Origin of the sequence: Capnocytophaga sp. oral taxon 903, assembly GCF_013394785.1 — a bacterium.
GTDB lineage: Bacteria > Bacteroidota > Bacteroidia > Flavobacteriales > Flavobacteriaceae > Capnocytophaga > Capnocytophaga ochracea.
Map to the genome: position 1 here is coordinate 927,054 of NZ_JABXYW010000002.1, position 17,642 is coordinate 944,695.

The following is a 17,642-nucleotide window of genomic DNA, read 5'->3' on the forward strand; positions in this document are numbered from 1 at the left end:
ATTTTTCACAAAAACAACAAAGGCTGTCGCAGAATTTAGTTTACGACAGCCTTTTTTATAGGTTTAATTCTTATAATCTAAGACTTTCCTCCCACGAGTACTGAGGTCATACTGATAGAGCCTCCTACGATTGAATCATTGAAAATCAGCACTTCATCATCTTCTTCTCGCAAAGCCATTACATAGAGCAAAGGCAAGTAATGATCGGGGGTGGGGACTGATAGTTTTGCGTTTTCTCCGAATTGCTCAAAATGTACTAATGCCTCTAAGTTATTATCGGTTATTGTTTGATTGATTTGATCACGAAAGGCAAAAGCCCAATCATAACCAGCATCTAAATCGTTGATATAACGAAAGTTCATCAGGCGCAAGTTATGTATGATATCCCCGCTTGCTAAAATCAATACTCCTTGTTTGCGCAACGGAGCAAGTTTTTTGGCTAAATCGGCATGCCATTGAGCAGGCTTGGTAGCATCTAAGCTCAGTTGTACTACGGGAATATCAGCCTTGGGGTACAAGAACTTTAATACCGCCCAAGCACCGTGGTCAAATCCACGTTCGGGGTCTACTTTTAGGTCAGTATCTGCAAGTAGTTCTTTCACTTGTGCTACTAACTCTGGAGAACCTTTAGCGGGATATTGCACTTCGCTGAGAGCTTTTGGAAACCCATAGAAATCATAAATCATTGGAGGGTTAGGGTTTCCCATAATAAATAACCCCTCACTATACCAATGAGCAGAAATACACAAGATAGCTTTTGGTTTATCAAAAGTCTGTGTGATTTCGGCAAACTTTTGGTTAAAAGGATTCTGCTCATCAAGAGCGTTCATAGGGTTGCCGTGTCCTACAAATAGAGCTGGGATTTTTTTAGTCATTAAAAGAATTTTAATTTGCTAATTGAATACTTAGTTCTTTGAGTTGTGCCTCATCGATAGGGGAGGGGGCATCAATCATCACATCGCGACCGCTATTGTTTTTAGGGAAAGCGATAAAGTCGCGGATCGTTTCTTGTCCGCCGAGCAGTGCTACCAATCGGTCGAAGCCAAAAGCCAAACCACCGTGAGGAGGAGCGCCGTATTTGAAGGCGTTCATCAAGAAGCCAAATTGTGCCTGTGCTTGCTCGGGGGTAAAGCCCAATAGCTCGAACATCTTGGCTTGTAGCTCTTGGTTGAAGATACGTATAGAGCCACCGCCTACTTCATTACCATTGAGCACGAGGTCGTAAGCATTGGCGCGTACGGCACCTGGGTTGCTGTCGAGTAACGGAATATCTTCAGGTTTAGGCGAGGTGAAAGGGTGGTGCATTGCAAAGAAACGTTCTTCCTCTTCGCTCCACTCCAAAAGAGGGAAATCTACTACCCAAAGTGGGGCATATTCATCTGGTTTGCGCAATCCGAGACGCTCGGCGAGTTCCATACGGAGGGCGCTGAGTTGTCCACGTACTTTGTTTGCTTTGCCTGAGAGAATACAGATAAGGTCGCCTGCTTTGGCGCCAGTGCGCTCTGCCCACGCCTTGAGGTCGTCCTCGTTATAGAATTTATCTACTGATGATTTGAAGCTACCATCTTCATTGCATTTTACATATACCATTCCGGAAGCGCCTACTTGCGGACGTTTTACCCATTCTACCAAAGCATCAATCTCTTTGCGGGTGTAGCTGTTGGCACCAGGTACGGCAATACCAACTACTAATTCGGCTTCGTTAAACACCTTGAAATCGCGGTGTTGCGCGAGGTCGTTGAGTTCACCGAATTTCATACCGAAACGGATATCGGGTTTGTCGTTGCCGTAAGTTTTCATCGCCTCGGCATAGGTCATACGAGGGAAAGCCCCAAAGTCTAAGCCTTTGAGTTCTTTGAGGAGGTGTTTTGCCAAACCTTCAAAAGTACTGATAACGTCCTCTTGTTCTACAAACGACATTTCGCAGTCTATTTGGGTAAACTCTGGCTGACGGTCGGCGCGAAGGTCTTCATCACGGAAGCACTTTACGATTTGGAAGTACTTGTCTAATCCGCCTACCATTAGCAACTGCTTAAAGGTTTGTGGCGATTGAGGCAAGGCGTAGAACTCACCTGGGTTCATACGGCTTGGCACCACAAAGTCGCGTGCTCCTTCGGGTGTTGATTTGATGAGCACGGGCGTTTCTACCTCTATAAAGCCTTGTTCGGATAGGTAATTGCGCACCATTATCCCCACTTTGTGGCGGAAAATAAGGTTATCGCGCACAGGGGTACGGCGTATATCGAGATAGCGGTACTTCATACGGAGGTCTTCACCGCCATCGGTATTGTCTTCAATGGTAAAAGGAGGGAGTTCGGAATGGTTGAGCAGGGTGAGCGCTGTAACGAGGATTTCTACTTCTCCGGTAGGGATATTAGCATTAGCTGCCTCGCGTTTGATTACAGTACCTTGAATTTGAATCACGTCCTCGCGTGAGAGGGTTTTAGCCTGCTCAAAAACTGTTTTATCAGTGCGTTCTTCATCGAATATAAGCTGGGTGATGCCATAGCGGTCGCGAAGGTCTACCCAAATCATAAATCCCTTGTTGCGGACGCGTTGTACCCATCCGCTGAGGGTTACTTGTTGTTTTTCGTGTGAGAGTCGTAGCTCTCCACAAGTATGCGTTCTGTACATTTATTTGTCGTTAGTTATAAGTTTTGTTTTTGAGTTAGTGATTCTTTTTCTAATACGGAGTCTAATATACAAAATTTATTAATTAAGCAAAAACTCGTCCTCCTCATTACTTTCAATGCCTAAGGCTTCGTATATGTACTTGAAGGTGGAGAGCAATTTAGGTTTGCCATCGATGAGGGCTACATCGTGTTCAAAGTGGGCAGAAGGCTTGCCGTCGGCGGTGAGGATTGTCCAACCGTCTTTAAGTTGGCGTATACTCTTAGTGCCTAAATTGATCATAGGCTCTATGGCAACAACCATTCCATCTTTAAATTTTTTACCACTACCGCGTCTGCCATAGTTAGGCATCTCGGGGTCTTCGTGCATTTTGCGCCCTACGCCGTGTCCTACGAGTTCGCGCACTACTCCATAGCCGTGTGCCTCACAGTATTGTTGTATAGCGTGCCCTACATCACCTACACGGTTGCCCGCACGAAACTGACGGATACCTATATACAGCGATTCTTTGGTTACACGCAATAGTTCTTTTACTTCGGGGGCTACTTCGCCTACTTCAAAAGTATAAGCGTGGTCGCCATAGTAACCGTTTTTCAGAGCCCCACAGTCTATTGAGATGATGTCACCTTCTTGTAGCGGACGGTCGTTAGGGATGCCGTGCACTACTTGCGCATTAGGACTCATACAGAGGGTATTAGGGAAACCATACAAACCCAAAAATCCTGGTATAGCCCCTTGACTGCGGATGTACTCTTCGGCGATTTTATCGAGATATAGGGTGGTTACCCCTGGTTTTACTTCTTTTGCTAATATACCCAAAGTGCGTGATACCACTTGGGCTACTTGGTGTAGTAGTTCTATTTCTTCGGCTGTTCTAATGTGAATCATTTTCAGGTGTTAGGTGTTAGAGGTCAGGTTTCAGGGGTCATATCTAACCCCTGAAACCTGATACCTGAAACCTATTTTTTGAATTGTTTTAGTAAATTGGTTGTGGAACTGTCGTGAGCAGAAAGTTCGGTAGCGGCGATGTCTTTAAGGATTTTGCTTGCCAACTGTTTACCGAGCTCTACACCCCATTGGTCGTAACTATAGATGTTCCAAATCACACCTTCTACAAAAATCTTGTGCTCATACATAGCGATAAGGCTACCCAAACTTTCAGGGGTGAGTTTGTTGATGAGGATAGAGGTTGTAGGGCGGTTTCCTGTAAATACTTTGAAGGGCACTAAGGCTTCGTTTACCTTGTCACCCATTTCTTTGCGCACTTCGGCTTCGGTTTTACCTTTTAAAAGAGCTTCAGTTTGTGCAAAGAAGTTAGCCATTAGCTTGTTGTGGTGATCGGTATTGCCGTGCAATGAGTGTTTAAAGCCAATGAAATCAGTAGGTATCAATTTAGTACCTTGGTGAATGAGCTGGAAGAACGCGTGTTGAGAGTTGGTTCCTGGCTCACCCCAGATAATTACCCCTGTTTGGTAACTTACAGGGTTGCCATCACGGTCGGTTTGTTTACCGTTACTTTCCATTATACCTTGTTGTAGGTAAGCTGCCAATCGGTGCAAATACTGAGTATAAGGAATGATAGCTTGACTTTCGGCTCCGTAGAAGTTGTTGTACCACACGCTGAGCAATGCCAAGACTACTGGAATGTTCTTGTCAAACGGAGCTGTGCGGAAATGCTCGTCCATAGCGTGAGCCCCTTTGAGCAACTTATCAAAATTGTCATAGCCTACTGATAGGGCAATGCTGAGACCTACGGCACTCCACAACGAGAAGCGTCCGCCTACCCAGTCCCACATAGGGAATACATTATCAGGGTCTATACCGAATTTATCGATTTCTTGCAAATTAGTAGATACTGCTACAAAGTGTTTAGCAATATCTTTTTTTGAGCCTGATTTGAGGAACCATTCTTTTACAGTAAGCGCGTTCGAAAGGGTTTCGAGTGTTGTGAAAGTTTTAGATACAATCACTATCAAGGTAGTTTCGGGGTTGAGGTGCTTGATAGTTTCGAGCACGTGGTCGCCATCTACATTGCTGATGAAATGTACGTTGAGGTGATTCTTATAAAATTTAAGCGCCTCAGTTACCATTGCTGGGCCTAAGTCAGACCCACCGATACCAATATTCACCACATCGGTAAAGGCTTTACCGGTATAACCTTTGCGTTTGCCACTGATGACTTCTTCGCTAAACTGTTTGATTTTGTGTTTTACAGTGGCTACTTCGGGCATTACATTCTTGCCGTCTACATTTATCACGCTGTTTTCGGGCGCGCGAAGAGCAGTGTGTAATACGGCGCGTTTTTCGGTGTTGTTGATAAGGTCGCCACCGAAGTATTTGCCAATAGCGTCCTTTAAACCACATTCCTCGGCGAGTTGCACAAGGAGTTTAAGGGTTTCTTCGTCTATGCGGTTTTTAGAATAATCTACATAGAAGTCGTGCCATTTGATGGCGAATTTCTCACCGCGAGTGGGATCTTTCTCAAATAGAGAAAGCATATGGCGGTCTTTTACTTCCGCAAAATGTTTTTGCAATGCTTTCCACGCATTGGTTTGTGTTGGATTACTATTTTTTAACATTTTTATTTATATATGTTTAATGTTGTTATTCTTTTTATAGTCAATCACAAATTAGTCTGTAAATTTTGCACCTTCCACTTTGCCAAAGTTTGAAACTTTGGCAAAGTTAATTATCTTAATAATCTGTTGTATTTTCTATTTGTTTGATTATAATCTATGTAATAGCAACTAACATCTGTCTTTTCAGGGTGCAAAACTACAAAATAATGACGCCTCACCTTTAGCTAATTTGCTAATTGACAAATTACTTAATGAAACTTACTTTTTCAGTCTTTTAAACACAAAACGGGTGATAAAAATACCAGTAGAATCATTGCTTCCTGCATTGCTCTCTACTCCACTGGTAACAAAAGCAAGTTCCCAGCCTTCTTCACTCATTGTGTTCAACTTAGAAGTGATAAGAGCATCGTTGGCAGCGATGTTCTGAAAACGAATCCCCCCGAGATTAAAGAAGTTGAGGAGTTTGGTCTCATCAAAGCCCTTTACGCGAATCTCATCACGGTCGCTTTTGTTGCGTTCGTCTCCTTCTTCCGAGCGCGTAGTAGTAAATTCTTTATAATTGCGTGTTTCATTAGCTGAGATAAGGCGCGAACGTCCTGCTCCCGAAGGTACCACCGATTCAATAGCGGTTACTACCTTAAATTCATATACTTGTGCTGAGGCGGTAAAGCCCACAAGAGCCAATAGATAAAAAATAAACTTTTTCATTGAAATAATATTTTAAACGTTTTTCTGATATTTAAACTAATCAAACCATTTTCTCTTCTTATTCTTCATTTTCGACAGAGCTCCCATTGATAAAAACTTCATAACTATCAAGTCTCGCTTTATCTATTTTGTAATTCTCTTCGTCTTCCTTAATAATGATAATACTATCAAATCCTAATTCATTCATCTTCTCAATAGTTAAAAGCTCTCCTTCTTTTACCTGAAAAACTTTTCTTAATAACCAATCTGAAAGAGCTTTATTAGGATTTGTCATTAATGCTTTTGAGTTATCTTGGCAAACTTTTGCACTGAGAATCTCTCCTGTGGGAACTTTAAGTTTAAACTGTACATCTCTTTTAGGAAAGAAATTAGGAAACTGTTTATGAATTTCAATTGGTATAGGGATATATATTTCTCCTAAATCTCTTTTTCTCCCTCCAGCATTCCACTGATTGAGTCCACTTTTCTCAAAAACATACTTTCTCTTTTGCTTTCTGCCGTACAAAGGAAGTATCACGTAGTTTATACCTTTAATTAATTTATCTTTAGCAGGTTTAAAAACTTTATCTCCAAATAATTCTAAAAGTAATTGATAAGGGTCTTCTATAATTTCTACTGGTAAATGAAAAGCATTTTGCGGAATATAAAATTTCCTAAAAAGAGTACTTTTCGAATAATTAAAATTATACTGATTTTTACCATCATCAAATTGTAGACTTGCTTTAGTGTCTTTTATAGAATGAATATTATTTATATCTATCTTATCATAGTCTGTCTCAAACAGAATTAATTCCTTTTCTCGTCTCGCTACTATATGATATAGTGAGTTATTAATGTTATAAAGTCTATTGGCTAAATCTATTCTTTCATTACGAAATTTTGCAAGTTTTAGTGCTAATTCTTTTCCTTTCAAAGGTTTTAATATTGTTGATAAAGAATTAAATTCAGCCACTTTTTCTATACTACTATTTGAAGGACAAGTAAAGGTTTTTAATCCTACTCCAATAGATTCGTAATTTGCATCAAAAGCAGTGTCTGAACGAGAGAGATTTTCAGCATCAAAACTTTTACAAAAAACATTTTCAACTACCCTATAATTAATATAGGGAATTATACTTTCACTGAAAAGTCCTGATAACTTAGAAACCGCAGAAAGTAATTTCAAGTAATTACCTTTCTTTTCTCTATCTATTTTAGCAAATGACTTCATAACACTTTCAAAATTTGTTCACTTACTCTTTGAATTAAAGGCATTGTCACAGAGTTCCCTGCCTGCATATATAATTTTGATATAGCTATTTCTTTAGAAAGTATAAAGCCTTTCGGATAACCTTGAAAATTAAAACATTCTCGTGGGGTTAATTTCCTAATACCAAAATTATCTTTAATAATCGGTACATTATGTCCCCCTGTACCCATATTAGCTGTTAAAGTAGGACAAACATTGTTCTTATTTTCTCGAACATACACACGCCTCCATTGATAAATAGTATCTTTACGTGTTACGGTTTTAATAAGTTCAGGACTGTATTTGTGAGATAGCTGATAATAAAAATAATCATTCTGTTTTCCTTTCTCTAAAAAGCTATGAATCGTTTTAGTAAGTTTAATTTTTTCAGGAAATTGGAACTCTTTATAATTAGGAACTTGTTTAGGATCAAAAGCTACTATAAAAATACGCTCTCTATTTTGTGGAATATTAGCATATTCCATTGTATTGAGAATTTTATAAAATATCTTGTAACCTAATTTCTCTTCTAAGATATTCGTTATTACCTTAAATGTTTTACCCTTATCGTGACTCACTAAGTTCTTTACATTTTCTAAAAAAATAACCTTAGGACGATGCTTTCTTGCTATTTCTTCTATCTCAAAAAAGAGTGTTCCCCTAATATCTTCAAAACCTTTTTGATATCCAGCTATAGAAAATGCTTGACAAGGAAATCCTGCGCAAAGTATATCAAATTCATTAGGAATATTATCTTTCGTTTCTTGTAAAGTAATATCGCCAAAAGGAACTTCTCCATAGTTTAGCTTATAGGTCTGCTGAGCGAACTTGTCCCATTCTGACGAAAAGACACATTCAGCCCCTATATTCTGCAAAGCATAGCGGAAGCCCCCTACCCCTGCAAATAAATCTATGAATTTAACGCTTTTTCCCATATCCAAAAAACTCTTATTTTTCTCTCTAAAGTCCTAAATAACCCTTTCTCAAAGGCGTATCCTTGATTCTCTTTTAATTTTAAAAACTAATTAGTTCCTATTTTGGAAGTACAGCATCACTCGTTTACATCAAGTTCTCATTAAAAGCAATTAAAATTGCTTTATATAATCACCTATGTAACTCGTGCTTACCCGTCGTGCTACGACCTTCTATTATAATAAAATTCCGTATTTCTGCTCAATTAACCATTAATCACTAATCATTAACCATTGTTACGACACCGTTTGCTTTTGTACATTCGTTACCTCCTCTTCCATTTCAATAGGGGTCGCTTTTAGCGCATCAAGCTGTTCTTTTAGTGGCGCAATCTCCTTCAAATATTTAGCTTTAAGTCGCGCATCAATAGGCACCGATTCTGGTAACTTCTCTCTGAGTGGGTCTACTTGTCTTCCATTCTTCCAGAAACGATAGCACACGTGAGGACCTGTTGCCAAGCCGGTACTTCCCACAAGTCCAATCACCTGTCCTTGCGATACGTGTTGTCCTCTGCGTGCCAATATTCTCGACATATGCAAGTACTGTGTTGTATACATATTGTTGTGGCGCACCTTCACGTAGTTACCATTACCCGAACTATAGCCCGCCTCAATCACCGTTCCTGCTGCTGTCACCCGTATAGGCGTACCCGTAGGTGCTGCATAGTCGGTTCCAAAATGTCCCTTCATACGGTGAAGCACAGGGTGAAAACGCATTCCAAATTTAGACGTAATGCGAAAGATATCCAAAGGCGATTTCAAAAACATTCGCTTCATCATATTCCCTTTTTCGTCGTAATAGCCATTTGTGCCTTTTGCCGAATCGATAGTGAAGTTAAAAGCGTAATAAGGTTTCCCTTGCCACTCAAAATAAGCCGCTTTCACTTTCTCAACTCCTGCAAAAATAGTGTCGTCCACATAACGTTCCTCATAAATAATCTTAAAATTATCACCCTTTTGCAAGCGGAAAAAGTCAATAGTGTAATCAAAAATCTGTCCCATTTGGTAAGTAGCATTCGCACTGATACCCGCCGCAAGCGCATCAACTGTAAGATTGCTGTTGATATTTCCTGCCAATGCTTTTTCCACAATCGTTACTTTGCGTTGCGCTTTGTAAGCGTGAACCGAGTCTCCAAGACGCACCACTACGTAATCTGTAACGTTCGGCTGATAGATAAAGCTATGGGGTTTCGAGGGGTCTTTTTTATCGTACAAAAAAGCGTAAACCTTACCCGTACGTATATTCTTAGGGTTAAACTCTCCTTTGGTTTTTTGGGTGATATTATGAATATCCACCGCTCCTATATTGTTCTCTTCTAATAGTTTACCAAAGGTATCACCCTGCTTAATCGTATCTTTCACTATCGTGTAATCATTTAGGTTGAAACCAAATTCATACACCGGAGGTTTAGGTGCCTCAACAGTAGCCGAAGCGGTTGCCTTCTCAGCATTAGGGGTATCATTACAAGCCGTGAATACCGAAAGCTGAAGTGCAAAAAATGAAAAATAAAGGACTTTCTTCATCATAAGTTTTCTGTTTCTGTTTTTACATTTTTTAGTTCACAAACACCAAGCCATTTAGGGCGCAAGTGTATCAAAAAATCTTACAAAGGTGCAAATAAAAAATGAACTACGCAAATAAAAAAACTAAAAAAACTGCGTATACCTCCTTTAATTTATTCATAATTAATGTATTAAGCTGTATACCTCAACTCTCGCAAACTGCTTCTATGTCCTCTTTTTCAACACTTTTACTACTACCCTTCACCTTATCTTTTTCTTAAATTCCAGCCATACCCAAATGCCCTCTCCCCTACTCAGTACATTTTTCTGCCCTACAAGCCATATAAGTAGTACATTTTTCCACCAAAACTCCATTTCACAAAATGCCTCCTCCCAAAAAAGTGCCATCTATCGTCCAACATTCGTTCAAGGTTCGTTTAAGGTTCGTCCAAGCTACCTATACAATAGTAAATTTTTCTTTTTGAAAATCCTTATTCCTATTTCTCTTAAAAACTATCTGTGTGGCTCACTTTCCCGAGTCTCCCCGAGAGCTCCTAACCAGACTCTTCTTCATTTTCTCATTTTCTCATTTCCAAATTTTCTAATTTTCCAATTTTCCAATTTTCCAAATTTGCTCATTTGCTAATTACCTCCTATCTTTGCCCCCATAAAACAAATTATTATGAAATATATTTATACTCTCATTGCCCTACTAACAGCTACTAGTACCTTTGGGCAGAACATATTTTTGCTCAAAGAACTCTTTTTAAAAGGAAACGTAAAATCCGTGCGCGTTATCCCTTATCAAGTAAAAGAAAACAAAAAACACCGCATTCAAAAAACAGCTGTAAAGAAATTCTATTACGATGAAAATCTGTTTCTCTTAGCCAATGAGCAAGGATATGTTGTCCAACAAATTATGTTTGCCGACCGAAATGTGTTCAACCTTAAAACAGAAGTAACTTACGACGATAATAACCGAGAAACAAACTTAAAAGTATACGATGAAACCGATACTCTATTGCGTGAGTACACCCTTACTTATGACGATAAAGAGAAAAAAATGCAGAAAACTGTCTACTTCCCTAAAACAGGTAAGGAATATTTAGTACTTTCAAGTGATACAAACAAACGCAGTTACCCTACCTATGCTACTTATTACAACACCGATGGAAGTATCAAAAACTACTCTTCATATAAGTACGACAAAAGGGATAACCAACTCGAAACAAAAATCTACAATCCCGATAAATCAGTAAAATACACCAAGAAGACAAAGTATAATAAAAACGGATTCGTTACCTACCAAATAACCAAATCCAACGAAAAAAATAAAAGCCTCGAAACAGTATATACCTATAAAAAAGAGCCTTTTCCTACTGAAATGCTCTTAATCTTCGAAAAGAAGACCCATAATAAAGCAAAGAAAATAAACTATACCTTTTCTTATCAATACGATGAAAAAGGTAATTGGATAGAGAAGAAATGTTTTTTGGAAGGCAAATTAGTATATATCGTAGAAAGAGAAATCACATATTATTAGTGTAAATTAGCTTCATATTTAATTATTAGTATTATTGGCATTTCTGGTATTATCAGCATTATTAAAATTTATTATCGTATGAGCTTATTCTCTATTCTTATATTTCTTTTTTTCTTTTGGCTTTTTAGACAACTCACCCAACAGCTACCCACCGAGCAGCCCTTTCGCAACCCATTTCAGCAAAACATATCACCCGCTACATTCGAGCTGAATCTCCTCTCTCTTTGTAGCTTAGTTATCAAAGCCAACGGACGTGTTACCCAAGCCGAATTAGATTTCGTGCGTTTGCAGTTTGTGCGTCTTTATGGTAAAGAACGCGCCAATGCCGTGTTTCGCAGTTTTAATGAACTAATAAAAGGACGCCAGATAGAAGCTCCCCGAGTAGCAATGTACGTACGCGCTCGTACTACCTACGAAACACGCTTGCAAATCCTCTATTTTCTCTTTGGTATTGCTCAAGCCGATGGAGTAGTAAGCCAAGACGAAGTACAACAAATAGAGCAAATAGCCTATTACTTCCAGATAGAAAAAAGTGATTTTATAAGCATCAAAGCAATGTTTGCTAACACTTATGGTAGTAATAGTTATACCCAAACTCCCAATGAAAATGCTTATGCTATTTTAGGTATAAGCCCCCAAGCTACCGATGCCGAAGTAAAACAAGCTTACAGAAATATGGCAAAAAAATATCACCCCGATAGAGTGATTACAGAAGATGAAGCCATAAAAAAAGGCGCCGAAGAAAAGTTCAAACAAGTACAACAAGCCTATGAACAAATCGCACGCCAAAGAGGAATGAACTAACCTAATAGCTTACCCCTATAAACAAAAAAGTGGCAAGCTACCTACATCGCACCGCTACAACCGAATACCTTTGCTGTGTTCCCACCCTGGAGGATTTTTCAGGAGCTGGTCGTGTAGGACTTGCCGGCGACAAAAGTACAACTTTTTTATTACATAGCAAATTTTTTCTATTTTTTTCTTGCTTAGTAGTTCTATTTTTATTACTTTTGCACCAAAAGTGTTGTACAACAACCTTTCAAAATCTAGTTAAAACAGTTAAAGAACAAAGAAAAATATTAAATATCAATGATGAAAAAACTATTCTTTTTATTCTTAGCGCTCCTATCGCTACAATGTAGTAAATCACAAGATAGTGAGACCACAGGTTTGAACTCTGAAAAGATGCTCACCCTTATCAATCAGCAACGACAAAAAGGCTGCAATTGTGGTAGTAATTATTATAAACCCGTACCTCCTGTAAAGAGAAATAAAACAATAGAAAAAGTAGCCAAAGCCCATAGTGACGATATGCTTAAACGCAACGAATTAACTCACTATAGTAAAAACGGACAAGGTCCTAAAGAAAGACTTATCAAGGCAGGCTATAAATGTACTATGTTTGCTGAAAATGTAGCTATGGGACAACAAAATGAAGAAGAAGTGATGAAAAGTTGGCTTGAAAGTCCTTTACACTGCGCTAATATTATGAATGCCCAAGTTACTGAAGTTGGTGCTGCTCGTAGCGGTAAGTATTGGACGCTACTCTTCGCTGCTCCTCTTCCTTAATTTTTAACTGCTTCCTAACTCTTAAAACAATGTATCTCGACGTTCATTCGCATACCCAGCACTCAACTTCCGATACTTTGGTGATTCGCAATCAGTATCCACTTACCGCCGATACCAGCGAACCTTTCTCAGTAGGTATTCACCCTTGGTTTTTAAACGATTTTGAGGCGCAGTGGAATGCACTCATACCCTTAGCCCAGCACTTCAATTGTTGGGCTATAGGTGAATGTGGCCTCGATAAGAACGTTACCTCTCCCCTATCCTTACAACAAGAAATCTTTTTAAGGCACATAGAATTAGCCGAAAGTTTAGAGCTCCCACTTATCATTCACTGTGTGAAAGCTTATGCCGAGGTAATACAACTCCGCAAGCGCACCCACTCACAACAGTTATGGATATTGCACGGCTTCAGAAAAAACCTAAAAGTAGCACAAGAGCTCATCGTTCACGGCATTGCTATTTCTTTTGGCACTCCCCTACTCTATTCTCATCAATTGCAAGAAGTCTTTAAGAAAATCCCCCCTGAATACCGGTTTTTTGAAAGTGATGACAGTATTCAACCATTAGTTATCAAACAAGTCGAACAAGCCGGACTTATCTAAGGTCTAAAACTTAAATCTAAAATTTTCTACTTAAAAAATTTGCTCGTTTGCTAATTACTTCATATCTTTGCGCCCTGAAAATTGAAAGGGGGTGTATCTTTATGTTAATAATTCCTTTAAAAGACGGAGAAAGCATCGATAAAGCTTTAAAACGTTATAAACGCAAATTCGACCGTATAGGTGTAGTACGTGAACTACGTGAAAGACAACATTTCACTAAACCTTCTGTACGCAGAAGAGCCGAAATCCAAAAAGCACAATACATTCAGCACTTGAAAGATCAAGAAGAAGTATAGTTCATTGTGGAGATATTCAATTTTTTTTAAAGTAGGAACGGATAATATTCGTTCCTATTTTTTTTATTTAAGTGTTGTTCATTATCCTTATCGGTATTGTTCATTGTCCATTCTTAAATTGTGCATAACTTGAGGAAGAAAAAACACTAAAATATTTGCTCTTTTATGTTTTCTGTGTATACAAAAATGAAGATGAAAAAAGCAAATTTATTTCTTATAAAATATCCACTACTTTTTGTCAGTTATGAACAATCTGCCCAATGAAAAGTTCTCAACAAAAAGTTGTGCATAATATCAAAAAGAGTTATCAACAATTTTGCTTAAAATATTCATTTAAAAAACTGTAAATCACTTTTTATTGTTGATAACTAATCATAATATCCTTAAACTGAAAAAAGCAAGTTTTTCAGCCTAATTTTATCCCTCTTATGAACGTCATCATAATAATAACCCTTCTTTTTTTAGAAAGAAATCTTTTTCAATTTATAATTTGGTGATTGTTGATAACTCAAAAATATTTACTTTTGCAATATGAAAAAAACAAATAAAACTCAAAAACAAGGCAAATCAGGAAAACCTAAAAAGAATAAGAGTTTAGCTAAACGCAACAAGCAAGAGCTTATCAAAGCGATTTTCTCGGTGTTACAAGAACACCCCGAAGAGAGCTTTAATTACAAGCAAATCGCTGCCAAACTCCACATTACCGATGCACCACGTCGTGATATGTTGGTGAAACAACTCGTACAACTGAAAGAAAAAAAACGCATTGTAGAAATCGACCGTGGAAAGTACCAAGCTATCCCTATGCAACACTATTATGTAGGTACGCTTGATGTGAGTGCGCGCGGTAATGGTTATGTAATAGTTGATGGTTTAGACAACGACATTTTTGTAGCACAGAATTTTCTAAACAAAGCCCTCCACGGCGATTTGGTGGAAGTGTATGTATTTCCTCGTTTTAGAAATCGCAATAAGATGGAAGGAGAGATTAGTAAGGTGTTAGAACGTAACAAAGTGCGCTTTGTAGGTACTGTGCAAATGCACAAGAACTTTGCCTTTGTCGTCCCTACCGATGCCCGTATGTATACTGATTTCTTTGTGTTGAAAGACAAACTCAACGGCGCTCAGGACGGCGACCGTGTAATTGTACGCATAGAAGATTGGAAAGACAAAAGTGATTCTCCTATGGGGGTAGTGGAACAGATACTCGGCAAACCAGGGGAGCAAACTACTGAAATGCACTCTATCTTAGCCGAATACGGTCTGCCCTATACCTATCCAGAAGAGGTAGAAGCCTTTGCTAAAAAGTTAGACCTTTCTATTACTGAAGAAGAAATCGCCCGTCGTCGTGATATGCGTGAAACCCTCACTTTTACTATTGACCCTCGCGACGCAAAAGACTTTGATGATGCACTGTCGTTCAAATTGTTAGAGAATGGTAATTACGAGATAGGGGTACACATCGCCGATGTATCGCACTATGTGAAAGAAGGTACTATATTAGATGAAGAGGCTTACAACCGAGCTACTTCAGTATATTTGGTAGATAGGGTAGTGCCAATGTTACCCGAAATGCTCTGTAACTTCGCTTGTTCACTCCGTCCCGATGAAGATAAATATACCTTTTCAGCAGTCTTTGAGATGAATAAGAAAGCCGAAGTGGTAAATATTTGGATAGGACGTACTGTAACACACTCATCATTTAGGTTTGCTTACGAAGAAGCACAATCAGTAATAGAACAAGCCAAAGTAGGGGAGGGGTACACCATTCCTGCTGAAACTTCTATTACCGATAAAGAGCGTACAGTACCTGCCAATGTGGTAAAGGCTATTCTCACGCTCAATACTTTAGCCGAAAAATTGCGCAGTAAGCGTATGCGTTTAGGAGCTATTACTTTTGATAAAGTGGAAGTGAAATTCAACCTCGATGAGAATGGCGACCCTATAAGGGTATATTTCAAAGAAAGCAAGGAAGCCAACAAACTGATTGAAGAGTTTATGTTATTGGCTAACAGAAAAGTAGCCGAGTACGTAGCCAAAATGAAAAAGACTTTCGTATACCGCGTACACGATGAACCCGATGCTGATAAACTCCAACAGTTCAATACAATTATTAACCGATTTGGCTATAATTTAGATTTGAAAAACCGCCAAACTACTACCGATTCACTTAATAATCTCTTAGAAGAAGTAAAAGGCAAAAAAGAACAAAACTTAGTAGATACTTTGGCAATACGTTCAATGGCAAAAGCTACTTATACTACTAAAAACATAGGACACTATGGTTTGGCGTTTGAGTATTATACCCATTTCACTTCGCCTATACGCCGTTATCCCGATGTGATGGTACACCGTCTTTTGCAACTCTATTTAGATAACGCCCCTTCACAACCCGAAGCCGAATATGAAACCAAATGCAAACACTCGTCACAAATGGAGAGTTTAGCAGCCTCAGCCGAGCGTGATTCTATCAAATATATGCAGGTGAAATATATGGAAGCGCATAAAAACCAGCAGTTTGCAGGAGTGATTTCGGGTGTAACCGAATGGGGTATTTATGTAGAAATTACGGTCAACAAATGCGAAGGATTGGTACGCGCTCGCGACATCAAAGACGATTATTACACTTTCGACGAACAACAATACGCCTTGGTAGGACAAGCCACTGGCAAAACCTATCAGCTTGGCGATGAAGTAATGATACGTGTGAAAAACACCGACCTGATGAAAAAGCAATTAGATTTTGAACTGATTGATTAATCGTAGCACGACAAGCAGTTTTTACATCGTATACTTTGCCAAAGTTTTTTGCCCGTACGGCTCGTACCTTTGACAAATTTTACTACTCTGATAATCAATTACTTTTAGAATATGTTATGTAGGAAAGCCATCGCTGGCTGGGTATGTGCTGCAAACGTCCTTACAAATTTGAAAACAATGAAAATCAAAAAGATGATATATTTATTTTTATTGTCAGTTATTATTTTCTTAGCAATCGGTCTTCTGTGGTTGTTTCGGAATCCATCTTACGAAAAAATAGATAAAACATTCGTACAAGCATCGGATTCTGCGATTAAAAAAGAAATTCCTGCCTTTAATCTGAATTTTTTGGTAGACAAAGTAGCTTATTCCGAACTTGTTTATTTTCCTAACGGAGTGGAAACAGCCGATTTTACAGAACACTTAGAAACTATAAATTTAGAAATTCCCGATTGGAACAGAGAAGGATTATACGAGGTAAAAGCTTCTACCAAAGCAGGTGTCTTAGATCCCGCATTTTTAGTATACAAATGGGATTCAGACACTTCTAATACACTCATTTTTCATCACGGAGCATCGGAATATCCTTTTTACGGGATTTTTTCTAAGATTTTCAAAAAAGCGATACTGAACGATTTAGGTATAAACCTAATCGTAGTCCGAACTCCTTTTCACAAGCAAAAAGGGGCTTTGAGACAGGGCACAGCGAACCTATCGACCTTTATGGCAACGATGGCAACAAGTGTGAAATTGACCGAAAAGTTGATTCACACTTTACGACAAAAAGGAGTACAGACTATCGAAATTGGCGGATTCAGCTTGGGGGCTGTGATAACAAACAGGCATCGAGTGGCATATAATTCGGCAGATTTCTATGTGCCGATAGTAGGAACAGTGGCACACGAAAAGTTTTTTATTTTCCCAAAGAAAAAGGCTACTGAAAGCGAAATCGAGCGAAACAAAATCATTACACATCACTTAAATTTCTCAGCCCAATGGCAAGAAAATCAATCCCAAAATGTATTTCCGGTTATGGCTCGCTATGATTTGTTTTTACCACTTCACGAGCACGCTCCCGCTTATGGAAATCTAAAAGTAGAAATTTGGAATACAGGACATTTATCCACTGCTCTTTTCTACGACGCAATGCGGTATGTTCTGTTAAAACATCTGAAGAACTAAACTTTTTAATGGACGTTTTGCAAACGTCCACATAAATAAAACTTTTCGGACACCTTCTTGAAAGTTACAA

At 38.7% G+C, this 17,642-nt stretch carries 15 protein-coding genes and 1 other RNA gene; 7 read left to right on the forward strand and 9 right to left on the reverse strand.

Going from position 1 to position 17,642, the window contains the following annotated elements; genetic code table 11:
• Positions 1–77 precede the first annotated feature (77 nt).
• From ygiD to HW279_RS03925, 8 genes are all read right to left on the reverse strand, one after another.
• Positions 78–875, reverse strand: coding sequence for a 4,5-DOPA dioxygenase extradiol (gene ygiD / locus HW279_RS03890; RefSeq protein WP_178958032.1), 798 nt, complete (start codon positions 873–875; stop codon positions 78–80).
• 10 nt (positions 876–885) lie between these two features.
• Complete coding sequence (gene aspS, locus HW279_RS03895) at positions 886–2,634, reverse strand: aspartate--tRNA ligase (protein WP_178958033.1); 1,749 nt, start codon at positions 2,632–2,634, stop codon at positions 886–888.
• A gap of 78 nt (positions 2,635–2,712) precedes the next feature.
• Positions 2,713–3,519: a type I methionyl aminopeptidase gene (map, locus tag HW279_RS03900; RefSeq protein WP_178958034.1), complete on the reverse strand. Its 807-nt coding sequence runs from the start codon at positions 3,517–3,519 to the stop codon at positions 2,713–2,715.
• 71 nt (positions 3,520–3,590) lie between these two features.
• Positions 3,591–5,210, reverse strand: a complete 1,620-nt coding sequence (gene pgi, locus HW279_RS03905) for a glucose-6-phosphate isomerase (RefSeq protein WP_178958035.1) — start codon at positions 5,208–5,210, stop codon at positions 3,591–3,593.
• A 258-nt stretch (positions 5,211–5,468) separates the two neighbouring features.
• A complete protein-coding gene (locus tag HW279_RS03910; protein WP_002674390.1) occupies positions 5,469–5,918 on the reverse strand; it encodes a hypothetical protein in 450 nt (149 codons plus the stop codon).
• Positions 5,919–5,976: 58 nt separating this feature from the next.
• The gene (locus HW279_RS03915) at positions 5,977–7,128 is read right to left on the reverse strand and encodes a restriction endonuclease (protein WP_178958036.1); all 1,152 of its coding nucleotides are present in this window, start codon (positions 7,126–7,128) and stop codon (positions 5,977–5,979) included.
• Positions 7,125–8,081 carry a DNA cytosine methyltransferase gene (locus tag HW279_RS03920; protein WP_178958037.1) on the reverse strand — a complete coding sequence of 319 codons (957 nt, stop codon included), beginning with the start codon at positions 8,079–8,081 and terminating at the stop codon, positions 7,125–7,127. Before HW279_RS03920 ends, HW279_RS03915 begins: the two co-directional genes overlap by 4 nt.
• 273 nt (positions 8,082–8,354) lie before the next feature.
• Positions 8,355–9,644, reverse strand: coding sequence for a M23 family metallopeptidase (locus tag HW279_RS03925; RefSeq protein WP_178958038.1), 1,290 nt, complete (start codon positions 9,642–9,644; stop codon positions 8,355–8,357).
• A gap of 658 nt (positions 9,645–10,302) precedes the next feature.
• On the opposite strand from HW279_RS03925, the gene HW279_RS03930 reads away from it, so the two are divergent.
• Both HW279_RS03930 and HW279_RS03935 read left to right on the forward strand, forming a co-directional pair.
• Entirely contained in the window at positions 10,303–11,163 is an 861-nt protein-coding gene (locus tag HW279_RS03930; RefSeq protein WP_178958039.1) for a hypothetical protein, read from the forward strand.
• Between the two features lie 78 nt (positions 11,164–11,241).
• The gene (locus HW279_RS03935; RefSeq protein WP_178958040.1) at positions 11,242–11,967 is read left to right on the forward strand and encodes a molecular chaperone DjiA; all 726 of its coding nucleotides are present in this window, start codon (positions 11,242–11,244) and stop codon (positions 11,965–11,967) included.
• Between the two features lie 27 nt (positions 11,968–11,994).
• Here HW279_RS03935 and ffs read toward each other — a convergent pair.
• Positions 11,995–12,093, reverse strand: an RNA gene (gene ffs, locus HW279_RS03940) — signal recognition particle sRNA small type.
• Between the two features lie 159 nt (positions 12,094–12,252).
• Between ffs and HW279_RS03945 the strand changes: the two genes are divergently transcribed.
• The 5 genes from HW279_RS03945 (at position 12,253) to HW279_RS03965 (ending at position 17,572) form a co-directional block, all read left to right on the forward strand.
• A complete protein-coding gene (locus HW279_RS03945; RefSeq protein WP_178958041.1) occupies positions 12,253–12,732 on the forward strand; it encodes a CAP domain-containing protein in 480 nt (159 codons plus the stop codon).
• Positions 12,733–12,761: 29 nt separating this feature from the next.
• Positions 12,762–13,334, forward strand: a complete 573-nt coding sequence (locus HW279_RS03950; protein WP_178958042.1) for a TatD family hydrolase — start codon at positions 12,762–12,764, stop codon at positions 13,332–13,334.
• 101 nt (positions 13,335–13,435) lie between these two features.
• Positions 13,436–13,630, forward strand: coding sequence for a 30S ribosomal protein S21 (rpsU, locus tag HW279_RS03955; RefSeq protein ID WP_178958043.1), 195 nt, complete (start codon positions 13,436–13,438; stop codon positions 13,628–13,630).
• A gap of 531 nt (positions 13,631–14,161) precedes the next feature.
• Positions 14,162–16,390 carry a ribonuclease R gene (gene rnr / locus HW279_RS03960; protein ID WP_178958044.1) on the forward strand — a complete coding sequence of 743 codons (2,229 nt, stop codon included), beginning with the start codon at positions 14,162–14,164 and terminating at the stop codon, positions 16,388–16,390.
• 177 nt (positions 16,391–16,567) lie between these two features.
• On the forward strand, positions 16,568–17,572 hold the full coding sequence (locus HW279_RS03965) for a hypothetical protein (RefSeq protein ID WP_178958045.1): 1,005 nt from the start codon (positions 16,568–16,570) through the stop codon (positions 17,570–17,572).
• Positions 17,573–17,642: the final 70 nt, after the last annotated feature.